Source organism: Sphingobacterium sp. UBA865, assembly GCF_002295765.1.
GTDB lineage: Bacteria > Bacteroidota > Bacteroidia > Sphingobacteriales > Sphingobacteriaceae > Sphingobacterium > Sphingobacterium multivorum.
The window spans coordinates 34832-59386 of the sequence record NZ_DBGB01000041.1 but is presented as its reverse complement, the minus strand read 5'-3'; the positions used below and the strand labels follow the sequence as shown (position 1 = coordinate 59386).

The window sequence follows — 24555 nt, the reverse complement described above, 5'->3', positions numbered from 1 at the left end:
TTTTATTTGACGGTTAAACGATTGAGAGATAATTTGTAATTATATATTTCCAGAAACATCTCTAAGTACTGTTTTCTGTTTATACACTTTACAAGTGAGCGGGGCTGTCCCTGAATTTTACTCTTGAACAGTTCCTGGTCAAACCCTTCAGCATTGAACATTCTTCTGATCACTGAAGCAACGGATCCGCTATAAGCCGAATCGTACATCGGGTGCAACCAAACAAGGAACTCCGCGATTTCTTCAGCCTGATCAGCATTGTTTACATCGACAGATCCTTCGCGTATAGCTGCTGTATCGTGCCGCCCTCCTGTACTGAGCAAACTAAGCGCAGAGCTTACTGGGAGCATGGGATACAGGGACATGAAATTATGTAGTGCTTTGAAACCGGGCTTGCCTTCTTCAGTATGAAAATTTATATAGTCGATCAGCGACCAGTTCTTTTTGTTTGAATTAAGGGTAGCGATATCAGTTTTGTTGACGCCTGTATCTTTAATAAAATACACTGGTACTTTCAACAATTTAGCAGCTTCCAAACGGTGCTGCCCATCAACCACACGGTTATAACCATCAACGATCAGCGGATTTAGGTGCAATAAGTTGTTTTTGCTGATCAGGTTCACTAAGGTTTTAACATGTCTTTTGTCTATCTTCCTGTTGGAATTGATATGACCAAATATGTCATAATCTGTCGTACTCTGCATCAGTTGCTGCTCACCCAGTTGCATTTTGGCCAATTCTGTAGCCAGCTGGCTCTTTAAAAATGACACTGGACCTTTGTCAGTATTGATGGTCATCATGAGACCATCAACACTGTAATTGCTAATTTTGAACGTAGCATTGTCATAGAGAATAGTCTTTCCGACTATTTCTTCAATATTTTTAACCTGTTTCATCGGTTTAAATGTTTATGAATTGATTTTTAATTTTGATAATGTGGAGACCAGATATTTAACCTGATATATACAGTCATCGATGGCATGATGGGCATTGCCATTTCGGGACATATTATTACGTACATCAGGCTTCAGACCCGAAATTGTACGGACGTCCCGCTCTTGCCAGTATTGCCATATAGGTTCGATGTCCACACGCTCGCAAGCATTCCGGATGAGGGAAAGATCGAAAGACGGCGAATTTGACCATAAAGTAGCCTTATCCGTTCCAATGAACATCATAAGATCACATAAGACTAGGAACAGGCTGTTTTTGCCCTCCAAGATTGATTCACGTACATCATCTGGTTGATTTGCCCACCACATTACTGTATCAAAATCGAACACCAGTCCAGCTTTCTTCGATGACTTTACATCTATTACCCTATAAAAATGTTCACCGATATCACCGGTATTAATGTCAAATTTTACAGCACCGATAGATAAGATTACCGAATATGGTTTTGTACCCATCGTTTCAATGTCAATCATTATATCTTTCATATCTAAAGCTATTTTAAGGTGTTTTTAGTGTCATAGAGATCGACCCAGTCCTCCTTTTTATCCAGATCGACCAGCCTGCGTTTCAGTTCAGCCTTGGACTTGAATCCCTTTTCGTAGATCGTCCAATTATGGTTTTTCTTGGTCTTAACTTTGATAACCAACCCACGGGCGCCATCGTTGCCACCGTAGTAAATTGTAAAGCCAGCGGCCAATAATCTTGCTTGATGACTTGCATGCATTATATTTCCTCCTTTTCAACTTTTAAAACGAAATAAGACTCCCTTTCTATCGCATCGGTATAAAGACCATAAACTGTCATCTGTTTTCCTGTTTCTAACAGATGGGGATTGATAACGACGCGCTCGCTCCAGTGAGCAGGATCCTTGTCGGCTTTCTTGATCAGGCCATCGAGTCCTACCCAAATGGTGATATATTCGCCTGTACTCTTTTCAAATTCTATCTTGAACATTTTCTGTTTTGGTTGTTTTTTTTGCACATAATAAATGGTCCCTATGCAAACTAGACAAAAAACGATGACCAGAATGCAGTTTGAAATATCTTCTCTCATTGGAAAAAACTCCTTCCTTCCAAATAAGCATCGTAGATGTATCGCATCGCGATCTCATCATCGCCACCGTCTGGTTGTGGGGCGAAACGATGATAACGGAATACGGTCTCATACGCTTCGATTGATTTGTTTACCATAACTTCATTGTGAAGCTCTTTTGCTTCATCGACGGAAGGGATGGACACCTTAGTGTCCTTATTCCATCCGATTCTGTGTGATATATCGCTATAAATGCTCATTTTACTGATTTTCTACTATTAATATTTTGTGAATTAATGTCAATTTTTTACCCTGATTACTGATAAAGTACACTGGGCCACCAACTCTCAGGCGTAGATGGTTGATGACCGTACTACCGACCCAAACTTTATGTTGAAAAGGTCCACAGCCAACCACCACGCCATCTGGGTCAATTTCCCACCATAAGAAATCCTGGCCGTTGTCTTCGAAATGGATTTTTTTCATCACAGACTACTAAAATTCATCTCGAGGCGAACCCATTTACCGGCTTTGTTCTTCTCCTTGAACTCGTAACCAAACTTCTTGAAGGTGATGCTATAGCCCTCCTTAATCAGTTCTAGACCTTTCACCCAGCGGGGATCCTGAAAGGTGTCCTCGTGTTGCAAAAGTTCCATAACCTTGGCATATTCTAGATCACCATCCTGATTTCGCTCTATGAAACCCATCAGAATTCCATGTATACGCCCGGCTGTTTTTTTGATACCTTCAGACAGTAAAAACTCTTTAATAAGTTCTACAGCCTTATTGGCACGTTCATCCCACGATGGATCAGTATCCCGTCGTCTAGTGACTCTAAGGTCATTCCGGGAATTAGTCATTGTAAACCCTCCCTGACTATTCGATCGGATACCGCCATATTGGTTCAGTGACTCACGATGCCCCTCCATTACGGTATGCAACTTTGTTTTGAAGCGAGCAACAGCGAGAGAGACCTCTCTCGCTTCGTCCATCAGTTCCTCTATTGATGCATCTTTTTTGGCTTCGTACTTCTTTTTCTCTTTTGCACGCTTCACTTTCTCGGCCTTTTCTTCCTTGGCCAGCTCAGCCATTAGCGCCTTGCGCTCATCTGCTGAAAGTTTTGAAATATCTGTCATCTCAGTCTGTTTATTCGATTTTGTCTGATTATCTCTTCAATTATGGCTATCAGGATAGCAAAGGCTATGGATATCCATATCGGGGCTAGCACCCACCACCAGGACCAGTCTATTTTACCGATGAGTTTGAGCACTATGAACACCAAAGTGAGAAGTGCAGGGAAGCCTATTTTGCCTCCATTTGAATTGTTGTTTGTTGACATATTTAATTTGAGTTTTGGATTAAACAATTCCTCATAATAGCCAAATCGGCTTCCGTTGGCTGTGGACCATTACTATAGCCATCAGCAGCAACCTTAATAACCATAGCCAATGCATCGTTTTGGTGCATCTCCATAATGAGCTTTGATATCAAATTCATGGGATCATTAAATGCTAAAGTGGCCGAACATTTATGGCCTTGTGTAGCAATTACGAGCATATCGACACTTTCATCCATTGCAGTTACTAGCTGATGAAATTGCTCGATTGTATTTTTTTCTTTGTTCATTTTACTTTGTTTTATGATCTATAATTCCAATTATTTTGTTGATTGCAAGATTAGTTTCAGATGGCCATGCAATAGCTTTGAGCTTGTCGATATGGATCAGAAATGCCAGCCCCTGTTCCGTTGGTATATCGATCTTGTTGACCTGCTCCACAGTGGCCCATTTGACCCGGAGCGTTTCATTTAACTTTGATAATAGCAAGCCGGTGATCCTTTCGTGTGGTCCCTGCTTTCTATAATGCAGGGGATTGAAGGTTTTTTCCATGATGCCGCCCCATTCCTTGAGTTCGTCCCAGCTCAGTTTAAACTTGATTTTCCTTGGTTCCATGTTCGTCTGTTGTTTCCTTGTTATCGTGTTTTATTTCAAACTGCAGTTCGATCGGGGCGCCGATCAGGTTCTCGACCATCTTTTGAGCCTCGACTAGGATCAATGCGGCCTTGGTAAATTTGTTGATGCTTCTCATTGCTTATAGATTAAGTTTAGAACGTGTCCAAATTTGACCATCATATCGGCATCAGCATAAAGCCGTTTGCCATTATGAAGTGTATAATATTCCTCTGAAGTGCAAATCAGGGTTTCTTCATCTGGAGCCACTGAGCATAGTATTCCTTTTTCGTTTACTTCCATACCCTCAAACATATTATAGCGTGCCAACGGAATAAAGCTATCCTCATTTCTTCTCATCCATTCATTGATCCAAAGGCCACGCATGAGGGGTGAAAACCTGATCTTATTGAATACATTTATATGTGCACCGAACAATGCCCGCTTTAGAAAAATTTCATATTGTTCAAATTGATGATCACAATATTCTTGCTCAGTCCAGTTCATAAGACCGCATATTTCTTGGATTTGCTCCTGACAGAGGATCCTGGTCTGTTCGACTAGGCTAGGCACTTTTTTCTTCTTTTCTCCTGTTAATACTGATGTTTTCATAACCGTTATTTGTTAGGATGCTTTTTCATTTGCTTGTTCTATTGCTTTGTGTCCGAAGTAGAGCTCTGCGCCATCTTGATCAAGATCAAACTCCCCACCGGGGACACGGCCACCTACTTCTACACGCAGGCCCTTTACAATAAAAAAGACCTTGCATAATTTTTTGAGCAATTTGGCCGTTGCTCCGGCTGGTTCACCTTTTTCTTCATGGATAAGTACTACCCAAAGAATATCAGGATACAGCTTCATTAGGCGTCGTACCCCACCATTCTTTAATTCGTCACGATAAATCAGCTCGTTATCCAAAAACACTACTTTAAATCGGTTTTTGTTCCTGCTGACATAATGTTCAATTTCTTCTATTGGCATGTATTCGTCATAGAAGAGTTTTCTATTTGTTGGACTCGCTCCAACACGCCTTAAAGTGTCCTGAAACCATTTACTGATACCTTCCTCAGCCGAGATGTACAAAGTGCGCACAAACATGGAGAAGTAAACCGCTAGCATTACCGCTGCCCATGTTTTACCATTCTTTTCCATTCCCTGGATCACCCAAAAACCGCCGATTTCAGGTTCTCCGAGTCTTTCCTTCAGAACACCGGTGAAATGGGTGTACTCCCGAAATTCCTTCTCATAGACATTCCTGGTATTCTTCAGCCTTCGACGCGGTGCTTTTTTTTTCTCAGCCATTTCGGTGCAGGATTAATAGCTGTTCCAGTCGTCTAAGTCCGCCTATCTTGTTATTATCGTCCTTTATAAGACACTTTTTCATAATTGCACCAGCATCATTACGGTCAGGATCATTCGCCTGAAGCACCTCAGAAACCAGCTTCTGATAAAAGCCTATCTTTTGATTTATCTCCACTGGCACTACAGATGAGAACTTACTACTGAATCGGGAAAACAGTTCCCTGAAGCCTACTTTTTTGCTCCGCATGCCTTTGATCATTTTTTCTTTACCACCTTCAGCCGCGACCAGGTACCAGCCGCAGCCATTTTCCGTTCCGTTCCAGTATTCTTTTAGGTCCATCATGGTCGGAACTTCCAGATCGCCGAACTCATCTATCATTACTATAGGCGGTGGCATCAGGGTATTGAGACAATACTTAATATTTTCCTTCAGATCAGCATATCTACTGGAAGAGTCAAGGCCGATTGTTTTTGCCAGTGTACGCGTAAATAATTGGCGGGTTTTACATTGACTAGCATCCACATAAAAGCAATTTTGACGTTTTTGAGAAAGGTATTTTAGCGCCCGGGTCTTTCCGATTTCCGGTTCGTCGATGAACATCATTGACTTGCTGTACGCCTGACAGAATTCTACTTCTTCCTGTATCTGAAGAAAAACCTCTGTAACAGTAAATTTTAGATTTTCTTTGTGCGTGACAACTCCAAGGTCTCTTCCGATGATCATCCATTGGGCGTCACGGAGAACATTATCGCGCTCGCCATTTTTGATCCGGGAATAGACAGCTCCATTAATACCCCATTTTTTTGCAAAGGCAGCATCTGAACCGCTAAAAGTGTGTCGTACGCTTATAAGTGCCTCAGCTACCTGATTTCTAAATTGTGGTGATATATTCATCTTATATTCTGTCTTTAAGTGATTTTCTGTTTGATACATATTCCATGATTTCTTCTTCAGGTTCCTCATTGCTGAAATCCCCGAAATCGACAGGTTTTCGCCTTGTCAGCTGCTCAATTTTGAATTTGCGTTCAGGTTTTGGCGTGTTGTCGATAATCGTCAATGAGTCCAAAGAGCTCATCACACGTTTTGCATAGCTTTCTACAGTGTTCGTATACGCTGCCAGTTCCTGATCCGCAAGCTTGTCTTTATCCGTGCGTTCGATCCGTGCTCTATTGGGACGGGGCTTTTGAACAAGCTCGCAGGCATATTCACCGTTTACATAGGCGATAGCCTTAAATACCTTACCCTCGTTATCATCCAACCAATAGACTTCCAGATCCTTGCCTTCGATCAAATTCATGTACCTGATCAGGGTTTCGCCTTTGGCGACTTTACCATTGTCAGCAATCAGGAACAGTCCGTAGTTCAACTGAATATTTCCGACGTTACAGCTGGTCTCGGTCCGTTTTCCGATAAATTTCATGAATGCCAGATAATTGGTCGGTAGTACATCCGGGTGCTGATTGAGTTGGAAATATTCCCATCTGCTCAGGCTTTCCTCCTCTGGATGCCCTTCGTTGTTCCATTCCTCTATATCATAAAGACATTGCTCAATGATGGTGCTATAGGGCAGTTTTTTAATCTTTTCCGTTTCGATTCCGGGTTGATTGGACTCTTTATTCGCTTTAGGCCGTGCGATCCAGCCTTCATGCTTCTTTTCCTTGCTGTATCGAAGTTCTTTATTGATACGTTCAATATATTTTCCACGCGGGTTATTTGCTTCCATTTTCACATACTGGAACATGGCCCCCTCTTTCAGAAATGTTTCAGTAAAACTACTGTTAAGGGACATTTCACATTCCAGTTCAGCAGGGATATTGATGCCCCAACTGTGATAGTTACGTACCAATTGACGATAGAATTCGAGGATTATTCCTTCTTTGGTTTCGCCATATACCTGACAGATAATGGCCCTGCTCGCAATATCAACACCAAGATAGAACCACACCCGTTTGCCATCCTCCAAAGTTTTAAACGGTGGCTGACGGTCATCAATGGAGATAATGGATCCCGAATATTTTGGCATATCAAAACTCCAGTAAGGTTTGAACTTGCCCATTTTCAGTTCACGGTTCGATGATCTTCGCTGCATTGTACCGACTGCGCTCTTCCATTCGTTCAGGTAATTGTTGACTGTAGCGAAACTTAATGCCTTATAACCGGATGGATCGTAGACTTCCCCAGTACTGTTATTGATCACCTCGATATAGCCGGACAGAAAGCCTTCGTACATCTTATGTACTTCGGTGGCTGTGGGTTTCCTCTGCCTATCGGCAAACATATCGTTCAACAGCTTCAGTGTATGGTCGAAAACCTTCCGTGAATTGCTATTTTTATGCTTGCCGCTGATCACCGAAGCATAATTTAACTTGCCATCCACCAGTTTTTCAAAAGCGTTTAAAGCATCTTTAAAATGTCTTGCTGAAACAGGGAGCGTATGCTCCATGTGGTGCTTGATCAGCATAAATTTTTTGTATGAATGCGCATCGGACAGAAGGGTTGGAAAGATATTCTTTGGTTTTCCGTTTTTGCGCAGGATCTCGGAAATACGAGCTTCACGCAGACGCAACACAGCTTTTAATGTCGAAGCATTAACCGTGTATTTTTGCTGGTGCTCTTCGGACAGATAGGTGCCGTCCTGAAACTGGTACATACTGTAAAAGCGAACAGCATCGCTGTCGATTTCAAAGAACGGTGCCAAAGGATGACCGTTTTTCCTAGGATCTTCAATCTTTTCCTGAGCGGTTTTAGGTAAAGTATCATAATCAATCAAAAGAAATCTGCCGTTCCCACCTTTCATAAAGCGTTTGGGGCCAAACTTCTTATCCTTGTACCGGCTCAGTGCTTTTTTTAGGCTGTCGTAAGTAGGATAACAGGATGGGACAAGCTCTTCCTTGGTCACGACCACAGTATTATCTATTAGATATGCCATTTTTATTTATAATTTTGTGTGTATTAACTAATCGTTGGTTATGAAGAAAACTTCAAAGACATTCAGGGTAAACTTTATAGTCTCCTATATGCTGGCTGACGAAGCAGACGAAATAAGGATACCTATTCAGCATATTTTAAGGTCTTTAGCGTATTTACATGCTTTGGAATATTGGATTGATGAAAGCACCAGAATATTCGATCATTTACCAACAGAAACCGAATCTGATTCAGATATAATTTATTTTCGCTCGACAGAGAACACTCGGATAACTGAGAAACGATTAGTGAAGGTACTTGAAGATATATTCTCATTTTCGAATCTCTCATCAAGTGGAGTGGACTGCTTTTGTCAAACAGCTGAGGGGCTACAGCTATACCCGTTCCCAGATCAATACTTAAAGCATATTTCTCCTGTTTACATTGAATACCACCATAAGGACGGACGGGTTCAAAAACTATCGGCCGCACAAGATCAAATGCCGATATCTCCCGGAATCGTGGGACTGAATTGATCGAATCCAATGTGGCTACATTTTGAGGCTTCCAGTTCGGATGCCTATGAAATCCATTATCAGCACCCTTACCGGTGCTTTTTTTCTGATACATATTAGACATAGCTCAACTTGTTATTGTAGTACAGACTGGACGGCTGCTACTTGTGCGTAATAGTCTTTCTTAATTGTGTCGCAAGAAATTCCCTTCTTGGTTCCATCGATACATTGTCTGATATATGACTTAGAAAAGCCATACTTTTTAACCAGGTGATCTATGACCACGGGGTTGTAGCTGTTCCTTTTTTTGTTATTTTTGTCCATTGTCATTTTGGTTGCGTTTTTGAAAACTGTTTTGCGTTTTGTTTTCGATAACACAAATATATAGACAAAATTTCAACATAAACAATAAAATGGACGAAATTTCAACATCAATCAAAGATAGGATACTTCAAATAGCTGATATAAAAGGAATTAGCAAGGAAAAATTTATTGAGAATTTGAATCAAAAATATTCCAATTATCGAGGTGTTTCGAAAAAATCGGCTCCTTCAGCGGAAGTTATAGCCGAAATTTCAACCAAATACCCTGATGTAAGTATCGAATGGGTGTTGACTGGTCGAGGCCAAAAATTACGGACAACTATGCAAGATAATCACTCTTTAGAGCCGAAAAATTGGATAGTTGAGAATGAAAAATCGGAACATGACAGCCCAAAGCATTCTAAAGAGTCATTGGAGCGCGTAGGACTGCGTATAGATGAAATAGCGCGACTTTTAAAGATGGATCCGCAGGATATAGCTGATGCAATAGGCTTTGACCGAATTGACTTTATGCAAATAATAACAGGTATGAAGCCTGCACCATCAAAATTGCTAGACGATATCGCAGAGTATTTCCCAGAAATTGACAAAACTTGGTTATATACCGGCCACGGCCAACCAATCAATGAAAACCGTTCAATACCTCTGATACCGGTTGATGCAATGGCTGGTTTTGGTTCCGGCGTAGCCACCCAGGTAATGACCTATGACATGGAAAGGTACATTATCCCGGAATTCACCGAACTGGGTGTCGAGTTCCTGATCCGGGTCAAGGGAAATTCGATGCAACCCAAATACAATTCGGGCGATGTCCTGGGTTGCAGACGTCTTACAATGGATACATTCTTCCAATGGGGGAAAGTCTATGTCCTGGACACAACGCAAGGCGGCCTGGTGAAACGTGTGTTTAAAAGCGAGACACCAGGATATATCAAATGTGTTTCAGACAATGAATCTTATCCGCCATTTGATCTGGAATTTGATAAACATATCAATGCGATTGGTTTGGTATGTGGTGTCATAAGATTGGAGTAATACACAACTTTTATTTTGCCTACTCCTTAAAACACACTTAATAATACTGATAAACAGCTTGTTATATATCGAAAATAAAATATATTGGAAGGCATTAAAGGGGGCCAATAATGCAAAAAGTACGCCTTTAGCGCATATTTTGAGCACTTAAAGGGGTGTAATACCGCACATTTGAAACGGGGTGAGTTCCCCCCAACTGTCCCCCCAACTGTCCCCGCAAAGATTTTTGATCAATTTCATAAAGCAGACATAAGCCAATAAAAAAGGCCAGAAATCGTTTTGGATCACTGGCCAATATTGTTTAGAAAACAGGCTTTTTGAGGTATTTAAGGCATTTTAGCTACTCATCACTACATTCCAGGGCGTTAATATCCAGCCCTGTTTATATATTGGGAAATTAAAGGGTATTTAAAGGGTAATTAAGGGAAGTATTTTACCTTTCGTTTATTCAGCCTTTGGCTGGTGTTTTTTAGGAAAAACACCGTTTTTTGTATCATTAACAATGATTTTAGCCGTTTTTGCCGTTTTCTATTTTGTTACTTTTCGATTTATGCCCTATACTAGACCTGAAACAATTACTGCCGTAACATTATATATTCTTATTGTCGGAATTATCTATAATACCATACTTCGCTTTCTGTCGCATCCGCAGGGTTTATCAATGGTGGTTGACGAATTATTGCATGTACTCGCTCCTTCGAGTTTTTTCCTTTTTTGGTGGCGTTTTTTGGACAAGGGAACAATCCGGTGGAGTCATATTTTTTATTGGTTGATCTTCCCATTAGTCTATCTTTTTTATACGTTGTGGCATGGTTCGTTTTCTGGATTTTATCCCTATCCTTTTGTCAATGTTTCCGAATTGGGGATGGACAGGGTTATTTTGAACAGCTTTGGAGTAACGTTGGTTTTCATCGTCATTGGTGTATTGCTCATTGTATTGGGAAGGTGGCAAAACAAACAGCGTTCTCAACGGATTAAAAAATAAGAAAACTCAAAGCTCTTCGATATTGTTATATCACAAAACAGCGTTTATTTTTTACTTTAATTGAATTGAAAATGGTTATACGATTTTTTATCTGTGTCTCTTTGGTATTATGTGGGATTTGTTGTTTTGGTCAAGTGGATGTTGATAAAATGAGAGCCGAGTACGCGACTGCTGTTCAAAACAAAAAGCTCTGTGAAACGAATCTGAAACTATTGGAAAAAGCTGCCAATTCCGCCACAGAAAAGGGTTATCTCGCGGCTTATGAGATATTATGGGCAAAACATATGGGCAACCCGTTTACAAAATTGGGGCAATTCAAGAAAGGAAAAAAGCTCCTCGAAGAAATGATCATGAAATACCCTGACAATATCGATTTACGTTTTATACGTTGGAGCGTGCAGACGCATGCACCATCTTTTTTAAGCTATGGTAAAGATAGATTGCGTGATAAAGATTTCTTGGTCAAAAATTTACATAAATTGCCCAATCCAAAGGGCCGAGATGTAATATATACCTATCTGAAAGAAGCGAATGGTTATCTAAAAGGCGAGCATGTGTTTTCGCAGGCCGAATTGAATGAGCTCTCCAAGTAAGGAGTTTTCCAAACAAGATTTAGCTATTCCACCAGTTCATTGATGCTGAATAAAAATCTTCGCATAGGCCAAGTTTTTTTTGGATGGAAATTTTCATCTTTGTTAGATCAGTAGCAATTAAACTTTAAATGATGAAACAGATATTTATAAATCTCGCAGTAGCAGATGTGAATAAGTCAATGGATTTTTATACACAATTGGGCTTTACGAACAATCCTCAGTTTTCGGATGAGCAAGGTAAATGTATGGTTTGGAGTGAGCATATTTTTGTTATGCTTTTATCTCCGGATAAGTTTAAAACATTTACGGAAAAACCGCTTGCAGATACAAAAAAACAGATCGCAGGACTATTTTCACTTGCTGTCTCTGGTCTGGATCGTGTGAACGAAATTGTTGATAAAGGACTGAAAGCTGGCGGTATAGAACCCACGCCAATGAAAGACTATGGTTTTATGCAACAGCGAAGTATTGAAGATTTTGATGGGCATACCTGGGAGATATTTTACATGGATATGAGCAAATTTCCAACCGCATAAAAATCACAACGGAATAATCGGTGAAAGCAAGGTCCCTGCAGTAATGTAAGGGACTTTTTCTTTTGATTTTAACGTAGCGAAGCAAGTGTATGCCGACCATTGCCGCGGGCGATTTTTTATAGGAAGTACGAATATTAAATCATGGTAAGCGAATTATAGTTATGGCTTGTCAAAAACGGATGTGCACCCTACATTTGACGAAATGCTCGTTCGTGTTAGATAAGCGGATCAGCATTAGATCATAAAACTTGACATATGTTTAAAAATAGAAAGCTCAGCAAAAATCCGCTTCATTATGTTTATGCGATAATATGGATTCTTTTATTTGGTTCCATCGCTTATTACGTTTATTCAGGTGCCGCATTTAAACCGGAGAATGGTAAAATCCATTTGGTCGCCATACTTATTGCTTGGGTGGTGGAGTATTTGGGGCTTACAATTACAAGTTTACTATTCCTTCTGTATGGAATTTATCGGGCTATAATAACTGTTTTAGATGACGGGAAGAAGCGATCATAAAAGGATAGCGTTTGGGCGTCTACCCAAAACGCTATCCTTTATTAGTTTTAGATCGTGTTATTCAATAGATCATAAAGATTTTTAATCAAGACTCGATGGACTCCTGCTTGTTTCAAAACGGGTTTTTAAATGCTGTCTTCTTGAGCGGCGCAAACGTGATTTTTTTACAGGATAATGTCTCTTTTTCGTGATATTGTTAAAGATCAGAGCCACCAGGAATAAAATTATGCAACCCGATAGTACTGGACTTAATACATACCAATATCCCATCGATGAAATTTTTGTTCCGCTGCTGACGGCAATGAGTGCTGTTGCTCCACCAGGAGGGTGTAGTGTGCGTGTATGCTGCATACAAACAATGGACAAGGCCACGGCGAAGGGAGCGGTCAGCCAGATAATATCGGGAAGGAGCTGTGCAACGGTAACACCGGCGATTGCAGAAACAACATGCCCACCAATTAAGTTGCGGGGTTGGGCAAGTGGACTTTGTATGGCACCATAAACCAAAACCGAGGAAGCTCCGAAGGAGCCTATCAAAAAGATATTTTCCAGCGAAGGTAAATGAAGAGATTGGATATAAGCGATAATAAATATTCCTACAAAGGCGCCAATAAATGACCAAAAATGTTCCCAAGGATCGACTAACGTCTCTCTATAGATTACATATCTATAGATCCGTAATTGTCGGTGAAGATGCTGTTTCATTTTATTTGCAAATATATATAGACTAAGGGCTTTAAACTTTGCGCATTCTATCTCGATTTTTGAAGAATTTATAACATCCGATTTCTTATGTTGGATGTCACGATACTTTGGACAGTAAAGTCCATCGAAATGATGTCTAATGAATACCTCATATTTATAGACTCATGGTCGTTACAAAGCTTTTATTCCTTCTTCAGATCGAGAAATTTAATGGGCAAAAGTACATTAAAATAATAAAATCTATCTGCTATAATTTAAAATCTCCCTCTAATACTGCTAGTTTTAACGTATAATCTTTTATGGCCACCAGCGCAACTTACAATTTTGTAAGTTGTTCCAGTCACCAGAAAAACAAATTAGTTTTGTTCAAAAAATATACTTTATGGAATTGAAAGATAATATTGTGGGTTTTCACCACCTGTCGATTAAGGCTCAGGATTTTGATAAGACAATTGGATTTTATGAAAATCTCGGTTTTATTATTGTGCATGAATGGTCATTACCCGAGTTTAATTTAGAACGTTGTGCTATGCTTTTTAATGCCTCTATTGGCTATTATTTGGAAATTTGTGATAAGAATGCTGCTATTCCAACGCAGGGAAGAAGGCGTATAGAAGGGGAGGAATATGTCGAGAATGCGCTACTTCATCTGTGTTTTACGGTAGAAGACGCCGAAGATGCCCGAATACAGGCTATCGCCCATGGTGCTCAAGATTTGAGTGATGGAGTATTTCAACTCATACTCAGCCAAGGTAAAAAAGATGTTTTTGTGCGAAATAGCCTCGTTTACAGTCCGAATGGGGAAGTGATTGAGTTTTTGGAGCGTGTTGATTTTAGTTAAGGTTAGTCGTTGTTAAACCCAGAAAGCGCCGCCAATAGGGGTTTTAGTTTACGACTTTTATCGGTCAGCGAATAGATTGATGCTGTTTTACTTCGGTCTTTTTGAATGAGTCCGTCCAGCTGTAATTCTTTCAATTGTTTTGCAAGTGTACGATCGCTGACTTGGGGCAGGAGAATTTTGAATTCCGAGTAGTTCGTATCCTGCTCCAGGAGTTTGAATAGAATCGAAAGCTTCCATCGGCCACTGAATAATGCCAGCGTCTTGGAGGCGTTACAGAACTGTTGTAATGCTTTTTCATTGATTGCATTCGTCGAATTTTCTTTGCGGTCTTTCATAGCAGCTAATATCGATCATTTCTTCTATTATTATCTAGTCGTGTGTCTGATATAAGAATTCATTTGAATAAGTTTAAAAATAAGGATAATACGCTATGCTATGGTTTGAAGTTGAATTGCTTTCTTCTTTTGGCTTTTTGACGGTTTCTTCTTTCTTCTTTTGTTCAACCATATCCATATCCCTGTGATGGGGAGAGAAGCGGCTAGTGTAACGGCTAAGAATACAATAATCTTAGAAGGTAATCCAAATATCGACCCCATATGAATAGATTTCATCATACGTTGAGCCTGTTGCGCCAAAGGTAATTTTTCTAAAGGGTTATTTTTAAGTAGTTGTCCGGATTTGCTGTCAAAGAAAGCCTGGTTGATCTGTAAAGTTGCATTTGAAAAATTTTCCTTAGTTAGTGCAAAAGCTAAGTCCTTCTTTTCAGGAAACGTGATAATTATATTTCCAGAGCTGGGATATAGGCTGTTTAGCTGCTGATAGATCGTATCCAGCACGAGGTAATCTGAAAAAGCCTGATTGTTGATGTTGCTGATCTTCTCTTTTGTTGATTTTTGCGTTGAACCCAATACTTTATAGAATTGTTTATTGTACCAATCGAAACTCCAGGTCAATCCCGTCAAGGTAAAAATAATTAAAAACAAAGATGCGTAAAAACCGCCCACTGCGTGAAAATCCCAGATTTTTCTTCTGAGAGAGGCTGCCATTTTTATCGTTACACGTTGTTTGAGCATGGATTTATTTTTTGGCCACCAAAGGTAAATACCACTTAGGGCAAGAAAGAAAGCCGTTAGAGCTGAGATTCCAGTTAGGGTACTTCCGATTTTTTCGACGAGAAGAAAACGATGGATATCCAAAGTCTTTTGAAAAAAACGGTCACTCTGCCGACCTTTGGATAATAGTGCTCCTGTATAAGGATTTATATATGCATACCAGTATCCGGTCTTTTTTTGTCCATACTGAATACGGAAACTACGGGAAGGATCTGCTGGAATTTCGATGCGAAACAACTTCTTGTCCGGAAAGATAGCTTCGGCTTTTTGGGAAATATGTGCAAGGGAAAGACGATTGCTTTGTACAGTTACCTGCTGTTCTTTCGGCCATAAAAGTGGGGTAAGCTCTTTTTCAAAGCTCAATAACATCCCTGTCACGCAAACAGTAAAAAAGATTATACCAAATAATAAGCCCAAATAAAGATGCAATTTTCTAAGTATATTTTTTAGGCTTTTTTGTTTAGCTCTTTTATGTGTCATAGATGCGCTGTCAATCGGATGAACAGCGCAAAAATATAGTATTATCAGTAATTATTCTAAATAAACGTAAAGTTTAATCGTACCGTTAATCGTCCCAATCCTCATTATCGTCGTAATACTCTTCTGGTCTTCTGTCAAGAGGTACATCTTTGACCACACGAATCGCAGCATTTCCTAAGTTGACATTCACTAGAAAAGAAGGGACATTCACAGAAAAGTTCCATCGGCCATTGGTCATATAGACATATCCGCCCCGATAAGGATCATAGAATGTTTTGTAATCGCTAAAGTACACATGATGTCTCATGTCGTAGTGATGTGCGCTAGCCCATCTTGGACGCCCATGATCATGTTCGTATGCATGTTTCCAGTATTTGCGATCTTGCTTATCGCGTTCGCGCACATATTTGTCGTACTCTTTTTCCCGTTTTCGAATGTATTTTTCACGGTCCTTGTTGCCATGCCAGCCATGGTCACCATGTCCTCTGTGTTGTGCTTGTGTTAAAGCTGGCGTCGCCAGAACTAGGCTTAGGCAGCCCACCGCAATTGAAATTAGCTTTTTCATTATTCCCAAATTTTCATAGTTATTTTCTAGAATACAAAATCCTTGCCAATTGATTAGTGGTTATGTCTGATCTAATTGGTGTTGTCTGCCAGAGCTGCTTGGACTTCTTCTCAAAAGATACTGATTAGCGGGATAAGGCCTGAAATGGCGATAAATTAGATAAAAACCGTATCTAATCAAGTTGAATATACATGTGATAATATTCGCCCCCTACTAAAGGAGTTTTTTTGCCGAGTTTGAAACCAATCCTTTCATAGAGTTTTTGTGCATTGGGATTCTCTAGGTCGACGAGCAGGCCAACTTTCTTAAAACCGTTTTGCTTAGCATGTGTAATCGCATAATTTAAAAGTTCTGTTCCGATGCCTTTGCCCCGTGCCATGGGAGCAACCGCAATTGAATCGATATAAAATTCGTCGCCAATTGTTTCGGCTTCTGGAATCAAATTATTATTGTACAGTTCCTTCATATGATCCAAAATAGGCTGTCTTAATTCAATAAACCGATCACCATCGTAGCCGGTTAATGAGCCCAAAATATGTCCATTGTCGTCAGTTGCGACAAAAGTATGCTCATAACTATAGAGATTACCTTTTTGCTTGAAAAGCTGCGTTAAGAAATTTACCGCTTCGTTTCGATCTTCTTTTTTGATAAAGCTAAATATAATGTCTTCCATTGCCTGGAGCATAATTTCAGGGACATGATGTGCGTCACTTTCCTCGGCACTTCTAATTTTATGATGTATATCCATTTTTTTGAAGAATAAAAACGAAGTTAGTAAACTTAAATGGTTTTCGTTAAAGGGCTTTTGATCGGATTTTTTTTCAAAGACATTTTACTATAACGAGCGATATCTCGCTGAAGAGGGGATAAAGCTGGACCTTTATTGACTGTGTTATGAAATGGCTCAGGATATGGATCCTTGCGAAATCCGATAAAAGTTAATTAAATACTTCTTGTGAAAAAAATATATTGTCCACGTTGGATCGAATAGTTGATCAATGTATTTGAATATTGATCGGCTTATATTCATAAGACATTTCTTGTTATTTTTGAATCGTGTTGTTGTCAGTTATACGGCTTTCGGCAGCTTTTTTTGGATTAAAAACAAATTACAATGATTTTAAGAGCGACAGTTTCTGCTTTTTTGGTTGCTATCATCAGCCTAATTGCGACCTTACTTGTACAGAATGCAGATCTAAATATGGTTTATGGCGCATTTTGCTGTTCGCCTTATTTTATTGTTATCGCTTTGGTTTATTTCCATTTTAATTTCTTTCGGAAGAAGTTAAAGGTCTTAGAGAAACCAAAATTCGCTTTTGAACTTGGCTACGGTTTTCTTTTTTATTGCTTATTTTCTTTATTGCTTCCGGTACTTCTTTTTTTATCAACCTTGGGTGATGAATACGAGCATCGGCTTTATGCAGATCTAGGGGGAGTGATTAAGGAAATGTTTCCCTTGATTTTAACACTCAGTATTTTCCTGACATTCTTTAGTAGCGTGATTATCACATGGGCAATAAAATCCTGGAAATATTTGGTTCCGACTTTGCTTGGATATCTTATTTTACTACCGATTATATTCGCGTTCTCAACGACAATACGTGAGTTTAATGACCTCAGGGAAGAACGCCTAACACAAGAAGATAATATCAGAGAAGGGCGCTATAAATGGTTCTGTGCGATGAGTAATCCAGCAGCTTATCCCGTCCAGTTATATAGTGGCCGTTTTATCTTTCCGAAAGATGAAGATTATGAATTTACATTTAGTGAAGGCAATATCGTAAACTATAACGCCGTGTGGGGACAAGCTGGAGGCGGTACATATGAGCAGGTGATGTCATTGCCTAAGGCATTAGACGTTACTTGGTATTCCTTTGCTGAAGATGTTTTTTATCGCATGAACGGTCCGATTGATTATAGTAAATTGCGGAGGTTGTTCAGTACACCATACCAAGAAAAAGGAGCGATCAAAACTAATGATGAACATTATAATAAGATTATTTTGGGTTTTGCTCCTGGCGGTGTACTTGTAGTATGGGCCAGTGGGACAGGACGTCGTCAGGTCGAAATCGGTCGTTATCAAGCCGAAAAAGTAGTGATCCATGCTACGGATACATCCAAAGATAATGGAGCGTACGGTAATGTCTTTAATCAGGAATGGCGCGATCAAGTATTGTCCGATACATCGATTATTCCTTCGGATGTTCAACAAGCCATTGCAAATAAATCTATTCCCTATGGCTACTGGGATAAATTACGGCAACGTTATCCTGTACAGCCTAAATTTGTATTGTCTTCTGACATAAAAGCATTTGATGCGGACTTTGAGTTTTATAATTCCGAACGATTTGTCTTTGATGAGCGTCTTCGGGATATGGACATGGCATCTCGAGGTATTCCCAAAGATGTGTACATCAAATGGTATGATCAACATAATAACCGATGTGCTGCGCGGTTTTTGTTTGATGAAACTGAGACATTTAAGAATTTCGCTTCATTTTTTAATGACAAAAAGGACGTTGGGGCTATGCTGGAGTTCAGTGTTGACACAAAGACTAAAATAGCAACAGCGACATTAAGAACCGATAGTGAAAGTAAGCTGCTTTTGAAAACTGAAGTAATCGACTATGGGGAGCATTTCTAAAATTTGGAAGTGAATCTAAAGATCTTTTTTCATGTTATAATTTGGTATTTCGACTTCAGTTCTTATTTGTATCTGCTCAGCGATAACTTTAAATCCATTTGCCTCAAAAAAGGGTTTCGCGGTTTTACTTATGTCAGCAGTCACGAAAGTTCTTTCTTGTCTTCTTGCTTCATCTTCCAATGTAGTATAAAGTTTTTGAGCAATCCCTTGGCGTTGAAAATCTTTATGGACATACATGACATCGACATAGTTTCCATGATTGAGGGAAGCGAACCCAACCATTTTCTGATTTAGCATAGCTAAATAAAATACTGATCTTCGATTAGCCGATGCCAACGGCCATGATTATTGACGGACAATACCCATGCTGCAATTTGCTCGTTATTATAATTATCTGCGCATACAGTCGCAATAGTTTCAGAAAATAGGATTAACATTTCTTGCAGATCTTGCAATACTCCTTTTCGGAGAGTCAATCCCATTGTTTTTGTTTGAATTTTGGTCATCTTTTGGAAAAAGTGTTAGATAAAAGGCCTGATATGCCAAACCTAATGGGTTGCAGTGGTATCAAAAGAAGGCGAAATTTAATGAAAACGTGTAATTATGTTAAAGTTATAAATATTATATTTATAACCGCAAGTCGGCGATCCGATTTACGAACAATAAGTCAGTATTAACCATTTTCTCGGAGGATTTTGCGTATTAATTTCACAGAATTGTTGAAATTAATTTATCGGTTATGCCAATAGGCAGACAGAGCGTTGAAATTGACCTTTTTCAAGCATGAAGACCATATTTTATTTTTTTGTATTCGTTTCTTTGGTATTGTCAAGCAACTTTAATCATGTATGTGGGCAATCTGTAGTGGAAATAGCTGCAATTAAAAACCCTGTTGTCCAACTGGAGGCTGCTCTTCAGTTGCCTATTAGGTTTGATGGTGATACGATAAAATTGAAAAATGCCTTGGCGCCGTTTTTGGAATTGGCAGACAAAAAAAGAAGTGTTGCTTTAAAATGGGCTTATTATATGCGTATGGCTGACGGTTTCTCAATTGCGTTTGATCGCATAAATTCATCATCTGAGCGCTATTATCGTTTGGCTGAGCAGTTGCTCCGTGTACATCCGGATCCTGAATTAGAAATGTTGGGTTGTGCCCGTGAAGGATATTACAACTTTATCTATAGACGGGTAAAGGAAGCATTTCCGTTCTTTTTACGAGCGAATGATTTAAAATCTAAAGTTACTATCAAAAAAATCCCCATGGTAGTCAAGCATTACCAATTTATGGCGAGTTTCTACAGCTACATTGGTGAACAGGCAAATGCTGTTGCTTATTTAGAGGAAGCGCTACCTTTTACCACGCCGGCTGCACGGGAACGTGTCGATCTGATCAATTCCATTGCTGTATATCTAGCAAAGGACTCGCTCGATCACCAAGCTTTTACCTATTTGAATCGCGCAATGGATGAAGCTAAATTGGCGAAAGATTCGGTTTGGATTGGTATCATTTCGGGTAATTTAGCAGATCATGCATGGCGAAAAGGTGAAAAGGAAAAAGCTATTGGGTTAGTTAAGAAAAATATTGAGCTTTCTATGCGTTATAATGAGCGGAAAGATGCGATGCGTGCAAATCTCAATTTAGCCAATTGGTATATCGAATTGAAAGAATGGAAATTGGCTGAGCAATATGTGATGACCTGTGAAAGTTTGATGGAAGATAAGCCCTATTTTTTAAAATATAAAGTAGAATTAGCAAAATCCAAGTCTAACATCATGCGGGGGTTAGGACGTGGAGGGGAGGAGCTTAAGCAATTGCATTTGTATCTGATGTTGAAAGATTCGTTGGAAAAAAGGATGAATGATAAAGAGATACAGAAAATGCTGTGGCAAAGGGAGTCTGAAAAATACAATCGGACTATACAGGCTACTGAAGAAAAACGGATTCGGACAAAACGCATGTATCAGTTTATAGGCATTGTTCTTCTCTTGATTTTTGCCATAATTGTATTGTTGGTCAATAAGTCGAAAATTAAAATTAAGATGCGGAATACTTTACTAGAAAAAGACCAACTTGCGCTTGCCTATGAAAAACAATTGCTAGATCAGGAGCTAATGATTTTACGAAACTCTTTGACTGAATTTACAGCCACCATTCGGCAGAATGATGTCGTTATCCAGCAACTTAGGCAGGAGGTGGCGACGATTTCCGAATCTGATCCGGCGTACATCACGCAGGTTACGGATAATTTGAATGCGCTTTTGCAGCAACACATTATGACAGATGAGCGGTGGCAAAAATTCAAACATGTTTTTAACAAAGTGTATCCCGCTTATCTGACACAAATGCGGCAAACTTATCCAAAGGTTACCGAGAATGATCTTAAGATATTAGCGCTGCTCAAATTGGATTTAAGTAATGCGAGTATGAGTGAATTGCTGTGTGTTTCGGTGGAAGCCGTTCGTAAGGCAAAACAACGGTTGAAGAAAAAATTAGAGCAAACCGAAAAGTAAGGGAGATTCACATTTGATCCATGTCTTGAATAAAGGTGATCTCGTATTTGGAGGTTATTTAAATCAAATAGATTAATCAAGTAGAGTTTACCCGATTAATCTATTTGCTAAGAGCGACGAAGCGCTATCGAAATCTATTTCGCATTTTTTGCAGTGACATTAAGTTCAATGTCAACGTTTTGTGCGATCATCCAATCTTGAGGGTTACCTTCTGTACCGTATGTAAGACCCCAATCTTGTCTTTGGATCGTAAATTTAGAATAGAATGTTACTTCATCACCATTGAAAGTAATTTTTGCAGGGAAAGTTACATTCACCGTTTTATCTTTGATGGTTAAGTTACCACTAACTGTATTTGTCGCATCAGCAACAACACTTTTTCCTTGCGCTGCATCAAATGGGCCAACTTTGGTGATTTCGAATTTTGCAGTTGGATATTTTGCTACGTCAAAGAAATCAGCACTTTTTAAATGTGCATCCAGATCTGATGATTTTTTGCCACCGGATGTCGCAGGATCTACAGAAGCTGTATCTGTCAGAATAGAATTGACATCGATAGTGAAAGTACCACCAGTAACTGCGTTATTTTCAGCTGAAAGTGTTCCTTCGCTTTTCAAAACACCATATCTTGGGTTTAAACCGCCTTTATGGTAACCAGTCCATTTTAATGAGCTTTTATCTGCTTCAACAGTGTAAGTCTGTCCTTTTTGTTCAGTTACTTCCTGAGCAGTTGTTGTTGTTGCTTTGTCGCCATTTGTATTTTGACAAGAAGCTAACAACAGGATAAGGGCTAAACCCGAGATTAATTGCTTTTTCATTTTTAATCGTTTTATTTTTTATATGTTATTTACACTTTATATTTTGCCGCATCAACTGTGCCAATCTGCAGCTGCTGATGTTGTCGATACAAAGGTAGATGATAGATAGTTTATTTTTGGTATCAGTTTCCTTAAAGAAACTACTTTCCAAAAAGATAGTGGTCTGTAACTTTATAAATGCGTATTTTTGTAAGAATAAAGAAATCTTGTCAGTGGCGCCAAGCTGTGCTTGTGTGTTCATTTATCGTTGATCGTATAGGGGATAAGGAAGTCTGTGAGGGTAGAGCGTACATGAATAAAAAAATAATGTAATGAAAAAGGAAGCAACTTTAACGTCGTCAGGTGCATGCAAAACACGTGTGTTGGCCATTAACGATACCATGGAGATTTTGGCCGGAAAATGGAAATTTCATATTATTGGTACCTTATTGTTGGTTGAGAAATTACGTTTTATGGAACTGCTGCGCGAAGTTGAGGGGATAGGTGCGAAGATGTTGTCTAAAGAACTGCAGGATTTAGAAATGAACCAGCTGATCAGAAGAACAGTATTAAATACCAAACCTCTGACGGTGGAGTATGAATTGACCGAATGCGGAAAAACTTTGGGCCCAATCATCGATGAGATTACGAAATGGGGTATAACTTACCGAAGTAAGCTTTATACCAAGAATGGGGAACTGGAAGCTACGACCTAGTATGTAAACACGCCTTTACTTTTAGTGATAAGAGGGAGGATGCCTGTAAAGAACCTGATACGTTGGTAGCAAATCCCTTTGATTATAGGTTATGAAAACGATAATAATTGTAAGTTTGTTCTAGAAATTACAGTCTAACCTACTAAAAAGAAGACAGGATGCGGTTACAACACTTACTTTATTTGTCTCTTGGAGTTTTGAGTATCAGCAGTTGCGGAGTTACCAAAAACGCCCGACACCAAGAGATTCCCTTTGATGAAGGTATCAAAAAAATTAACCATGTGGTTGTTATTTATATGGAAAACCATAGTTTTGACAATCTTTATGGCGAATTCAAGGGAGCCAATGGCATAGATAATGTCAGAAAGGGTGATTTTTTACAGGTAGACGAGAATGGTGAAGCCTACCAATACCTCCCCGAAATTCCACGTAACAATTCCTTTCCAACCAATCTACCCAATCAATTTTTTAATATAGACCAATATGTACCTTCGGATAAGGCGACGCCCGATGTTACACATCGGTTTTATCATAATCAATTGCAGATCAATGGTGGAAAGATGGATAAATTTGCACTCTATAATGATTCCAAAGGTTTAGCGATGGGCTATTACAATACAGAGAAGCTACCTTTGTATCCGTTTGCCAAAGCCTATACATTATGTGATAATTTCTTTCAGAGTGTATTCGGCGGATCCTATTTAAATCATATTTATATGATTTCTGCGGCTATTCCTGTTTGGCCTGATGCACCAAGCTCATTGGTTGCTAAACTCGATGCAAATGGAAAGATGATTAAAGATGGTGTAGTTACGCCAGATGGTTATGCAATCAATCATGTGCTTTCTCGCAACAAACCTTATCCCGCGAAATCTGATACTTCCAAATTATTACCTTCTCAGACTATGCCGACCATTGGCGATCGCTTGACAGCGAAAAATGTAAGTTGGGCTTGGTATTCAGAAGGCTGGGATGACGCTGTGGCCGAACGTAAAAATAATTTTGCCTACAATCATGAGCCTTTTTTATATTTTGCTAATTATGAGGATGGTAAGGAAGGACGACAACACATGAAGGATCAAAACGATTTTATCAAGGCCGCAAAAGAAGGAACGCTTCCTAGTGTATCTTTTGTTAAACCAGGTGGGGGCAATGATGAGCATCCTGGAAGTTCGGCAGTCTATTCATCAGAACAACTTGCTGTTAATTTGATCAATGCTGTATTGGAGGGACCGAATGCAAAAGATGCGTTGGTGATTTTGACCTACGATGAATTTGGTGGCTTTTTTGACCATGTTAACCCACCCGTCGTTGACCGCTGGGGACCTGGTAGCCGAATCCCGGCAATTGTCATTGGACCATTTGCTAAGCGTGGTGTAGTGGATCATACGCCGTATGAGACAGTGAGCATCCTTTCATTTATAGAAAAACGCTGGGGAATAGAGCCTCTTGCTGAAAGGGATAAAAAAGCAAATCCCTTTAGAAATGCGCTCGTTTTCAAATAGTCGGTTTTTATATCGAGAGATAGGAAATT

Annotated in this window: 33 protein-coding genes; 10 read left to right on the top strand and 23 right to left on the bottom strand. The window is 39.5% G+C overall.

The window, feature by feature from the left end; genetic code table 11:
• Positions 1-2: 2 nt before the first annotated feature.
• From B2O97_RS22265 to B2O97_RS22195, 15 genes are all read right to left on the bottom strand, one after another.
• Positions 3-896, bottom strand: a complete 894-nt coding sequence (locus tag B2O97_RS22265; RefSeq protein ID WP_286768166.1) for a ParB/RepB/Spo0J family partition protein — start codon at positions 894-896, stop codon at positions 3-5.
• A gap of 12 nt (positions 897-908) precedes the next feature.
• Positions 909-1439, bottom strand: a complete 531-nt coding sequence (locus B2O97_RS22260; RefSeq protein ID WP_286768165.1) for a 3'-5' exonuclease — start codon at positions 1437-1439, stop codon at positions 909-911.
• Between the two features lie 8 nt (positions 1440-1447).
• A complete protein-coding gene (locus B2O97_RS22255) occupies positions 1448-1678 on the bottom strand; it encodes a hypothetical protein (RefSeq protein WP_286768163.1) in 231 nt (76 codons plus the stop codon).
• The gene (locus B2O97_RS22250; protein ID WP_286768162.1) at positions 1678-1908 is read right to left on the bottom strand and encodes a hypothetical protein; all 231 of its coding nucleotides are present in this window, start codon (positions 1906-1908) and stop codon (positions 1678-1680) included. Before B2O97_RS22250 ends, B2O97_RS22255 begins: the two co-directional genes overlap by 1 nt.
• 95 nt (positions 1909-2003) lie before the next feature.
• Entirely contained in the window at positions 2004-2246 is a 243-nt protein-coding gene (locus tag B2O97_RS22245) for a hypothetical protein (RefSeq protein WP_286768161.1), read from the bottom strand.
• 1 nt (position 2247) lies between these two features.
• Positions 2248-2472, bottom strand: a complete 225-nt coding sequence (locus B2O97_RS22240) for a hypothetical protein (protein WP_286768160.1) — start codon at positions 2470-2472, stop codon at positions 2248-2250.
• Positions 2472-3122 carry a DUF3164 family protein gene (locus tag B2O97_RS22235; RefSeq protein WP_286768159.1) on the bottom strand — a complete coding sequence of 217 codons (651 nt, stop codon included), beginning with the start codon at positions 3120-3122 and terminating at the stop codon, positions 2472-2474. The genes B2O97_RS22240 and B2O97_RS22235 overlap by 1 nt, the downstream gene beginning before the upstream one ends.
• Before the next feature lie 205 nt (positions 3123-3327).
• Complete coding sequence (locus tag B2O97_RS22230; protein ID WP_286768157.1) at positions 3328-3612, bottom strand: hypothetical protein; 285 nt, start codon at positions 3610-3612, stop codon at positions 3328-3330.
• A 1-nt stretch (position 3613) separates the two neighbouring features.
• The gene (locus B2O97_RS22225; RefSeq protein ID WP_286768156.1) at positions 3614-3937 is read right to left on the bottom strand and encodes a hypothetical protein; all 324 of its coding nucleotides are present in this window, start codon (positions 3935-3937) and stop codon (positions 3614-3616) included.
• The gene (locus B2O97_RS22220; protein WP_286768155.1) at positions 3912-4073 is read right to left on the bottom strand and encodes a hypothetical protein; all 162 of its coding nucleotides are present in this window, start codon (positions 4071-4073) and stop codon (positions 3912-3914) included. Before B2O97_RS22220 ends, B2O97_RS22225 begins: the two co-directional genes overlap by 26 nt.
• Positions 4070-4546, bottom strand: a complete 477-nt coding sequence (locus B2O97_RS22215; protein ID WP_286768153.1) for a hypothetical protein — start codon at positions 4544-4546, stop codon at positions 4070-4072. Before B2O97_RS22215 ends, B2O97_RS22220 begins: the two co-directional genes overlap by 4 nt.
• A 12-nt stretch (positions 4547-4558) precedes the next feature.
• The gene (locus B2O97_RS22210) at positions 4559-5236 is read right to left on the bottom strand and encodes a hypothetical protein (RefSeq protein WP_286768152.1); all 678 of its coding nucleotides are present in this window, start codon (positions 5234-5236) and stop codon (positions 4559-4561) included.
• Positions 5229-6131, bottom strand: a complete 903-nt coding sequence (locus tag B2O97_RS22205) for an AAA family ATPase (RefSeq protein ID WP_286768151.1) — start codon at positions 6129-6131, stop codon at positions 5229-5231. The genes B2O97_RS22210 and B2O97_RS22205 overlap by 8 nt, the downstream gene beginning before the upstream one ends.
• 1 nt (position 6132) lies before the next feature.
• A complete protein-coding gene (locus B2O97_RS22200; RefSeq protein WP_286768150.1) occupies positions 6133-8166 on the bottom strand; it encodes a hypothetical protein in 2034 nt (677 codons plus the stop codon).
• Positions 8167-8288: 122 nt separating this feature from the next.
• Positions 8289-8783 carry a hypothetical protein gene (locus B2O97_RS22195; protein ID WP_286768149.1) on the bottom strand — a complete coding sequence of 165 codons (495 nt, stop codon included), beginning with the start codon at positions 8781-8783 and terminating at the stop codon, positions 8289-8291.
• Positions 8784-9072: 289 nt separating this feature from the next.
• Between B2O97_RS22195 and B2O97_RS22190 the strand changes: the two genes are divergently transcribed.
• The 5 genes from B2O97_RS22190 to B2O97_RS22170 all read left to right on the top strand — a co-directional run bounded on the left by B2O97_RS22190 (position 9073) and on the right by B2O97_RS22170 (position 12650).
• The gene (locus B2O97_RS22190) at positions 9073-10017 is read left to right on the top strand and encodes a S24 family peptidase (protein WP_286768148.1); all 945 of its coding nucleotides are present in this window, start codon (positions 9073-9075) and stop codon (positions 10015-10017) included.
• 502 nt (positions 10018-10519) lie between these two features.
• Positions 10520-11002: a Pr6Pr family membrane protein gene (locus tag B2O97_RS22185; RefSeq protein ID WP_286768146.1), complete on the top strand. Its 483-nt coding sequence runs from the start codon at positions 10520-10522 to the stop codon at positions 11000-11002.
• Between the two features lie 71 nt (positions 11003-11073).
• Entirely contained in the window at positions 11074-11595 is a 522-nt protein-coding gene (locus tag B2O97_RS22180; RefSeq protein WP_286753346.1) for a hypothetical protein, read from the top strand.
• A 128-nt stretch (positions 11596-11723) separates the two neighbouring features.
• Positions 11724-12131 (top strand): VOC family protein, encoded by a 408-nt coding sequence (locus B2O97_RS22175; protein WP_046675059.1) that lies wholly within the window; start codon positions 11724-11726, stop codon positions 12129-12131.
• A gap of 255 nt (positions 12132-12386) precedes the next feature.
• Positions 12387-12650 carry a hypothetical protein gene (locus tag B2O97_RS22170; protein ID WP_112375837.1) on the top strand — a complete coding sequence of 88 codons (264 nt, stop codon included), beginning with the start codon at positions 12387-12389 and terminating at the stop codon, positions 12648-12650.
• Between the two features lie 81 nt (positions 12651-12731).
• Here the strand turns inward: B2O97_RS22170 and B2O97_RS22165 are convergent, their stop codons facing one another.
• Entirely contained in the window at positions 12732-13355 is a 624-nt protein-coding gene (locus B2O97_RS22165; RefSeq protein WP_046675061.1) for an HPP family protein, read from the bottom strand.
• A 382-nt stretch (positions 13356-13737) separates the two neighbouring features.
• Between B2O97_RS22165 and B2O97_RS22160 the strand changes: the two genes are divergently transcribed.
• Complete coding sequence (locus B2O97_RS22160; protein WP_201638853.1) at positions 13738-14196, top strand: VOC family protein; 459 nt, start codon at positions 13738-13740, stop codon at positions 14194-14196.
• Between the two features lie 2 nt (positions 14197-14198).
• On the opposite strand, the gene B2O97_RS22155 is transcribed toward B2O97_RS22160, so the two are convergent.
• The 4 genes from B2O97_RS22155 to B2O97_RS22140 form a co-directional block, all read right to left on the bottom strand.
• Positions 14199-14531 (bottom strand): winged helix-turn-helix transcriptional regulator, encoded by a 333-nt coding sequence (locus tag B2O97_RS22155; RefSeq protein ID WP_046675064.1) that lies wholly within the window; start codon positions 14529-14531, stop codon positions 14199-14201.
• 93 nt (positions 14532-14624) lie between these two features.
• Positions 14625-15788 (bottom strand): PepSY-associated TM helix domain-containing protein, encoded by a 1164-nt coding sequence (locus B2O97_RS22150; protein WP_201638854.1) that lies wholly within the window; start codon positions 15786-15788, stop codon positions 14625-14627.
• An 85-nt stretch (positions 15789-15873) separates the two neighbouring features.
• Positions 15874-16353: a hypothetical protein gene (locus tag B2O97_RS22145; protein WP_046675066.1), complete on the bottom strand. Its 480-nt coding sequence runs from the start codon at positions 16351-16353 to the stop codon at positions 15874-15876.
• Positions 16354-16525: 172 nt separating this feature from the next.
• The gene (locus B2O97_RS22140; protein WP_204990989.1) at positions 16526-17101 is read right to left on the bottom strand and encodes a GNAT family N-acetyltransferase; all 576 of its coding nucleotides are present in this window, start codon (positions 17099-17101) and stop codon (positions 16526-16528) included.
• A 366-nt stretch (positions 17102-17467) separates the two neighbouring features.
• Between B2O97_RS22140 and B2O97_RS22135 the strand changes: the two genes are divergently transcribed.
• Entirely contained in the window at positions 17468-18997 is a 1530-nt protein-coding gene (locus tag B2O97_RS22135) for a DUF2931 family protein (RefSeq protein ID WP_286768145.1), read from the top strand.
• 15 nt (positions 18998-19012) lie between these two features.
• Here the strand turns inward: B2O97_RS22135 and B2O97_RS22130 are convergent, their stop codons facing one another.
• A complete protein-coding gene (locus tag B2O97_RS22130) occupies positions 19013-19294 on the bottom strand; it encodes a GNAT family N-acetyltransferase (RefSeq protein ID WP_286768144.1) in 282 nt (93 codons plus the stop codon).
• A 2-nt stretch (positions 19295-19296) separates the two neighbouring features.
• Positions 19297-19503 carry a hypothetical protein gene (locus B2O97_RS22125; RefSeq protein ID WP_286768143.1) on the bottom strand — a complete coding sequence of 69 codons (207 nt, stop codon included), beginning with the start codon at positions 19501-19503 and terminating at the stop codon, positions 19297-19299.
• Positions 19504-19780: 277 nt separating this feature from the next.
• Here B2O97_RS22125 and B2O97_RS22120 point away from each other — a divergent pair, with 277 nt between their 5' ends.
• A complete protein-coding gene (locus B2O97_RS22120; RefSeq protein WP_204990991.1) occupies positions 19781-21508 on the top strand; it encodes a tetratricopeptide repeat protein in 1728 nt (575 codons plus the stop codon).
• Between the two features lie 134 nt (positions 21509-21642).
• On the opposite strand, the gene B2O97_RS22115 is transcribed toward B2O97_RS22120, so the two are convergent.
• Complete coding sequence (locus tag B2O97_RS22115) at positions 21643-22326, bottom strand: YceI family protein (protein ID WP_070566941.1); 684 nt, start codon at positions 22324-22326, stop codon at positions 21643-21645.
• A 311-nt stretch (positions 22327-22637) separates the two neighbouring features.
• On the opposite strand from B2O97_RS22115, the gene B2O97_RS22110 reads away from it, so the two are divergent.
• A complete protein-coding gene (locus B2O97_RS22110; RefSeq protein WP_046675072.1) occupies positions 22638-23021 on the top strand; it encodes a winged helix-turn-helix transcriptional regulator in 384 nt (127 codons plus the stop codon).
• 158 nt (positions 23022-23179) lie between these two features.
• Positions 23180-24526, top strand: coding sequence for an acid phosphatase (gene acpA, locus B2O97_RS22105; RefSeq protein WP_204990992.1), 1347 nt, complete (start codon positions 23180-23182; stop codon positions 24524-24526).
• Positions 24527-24555 lie beyond the last annotated feature (29 nt).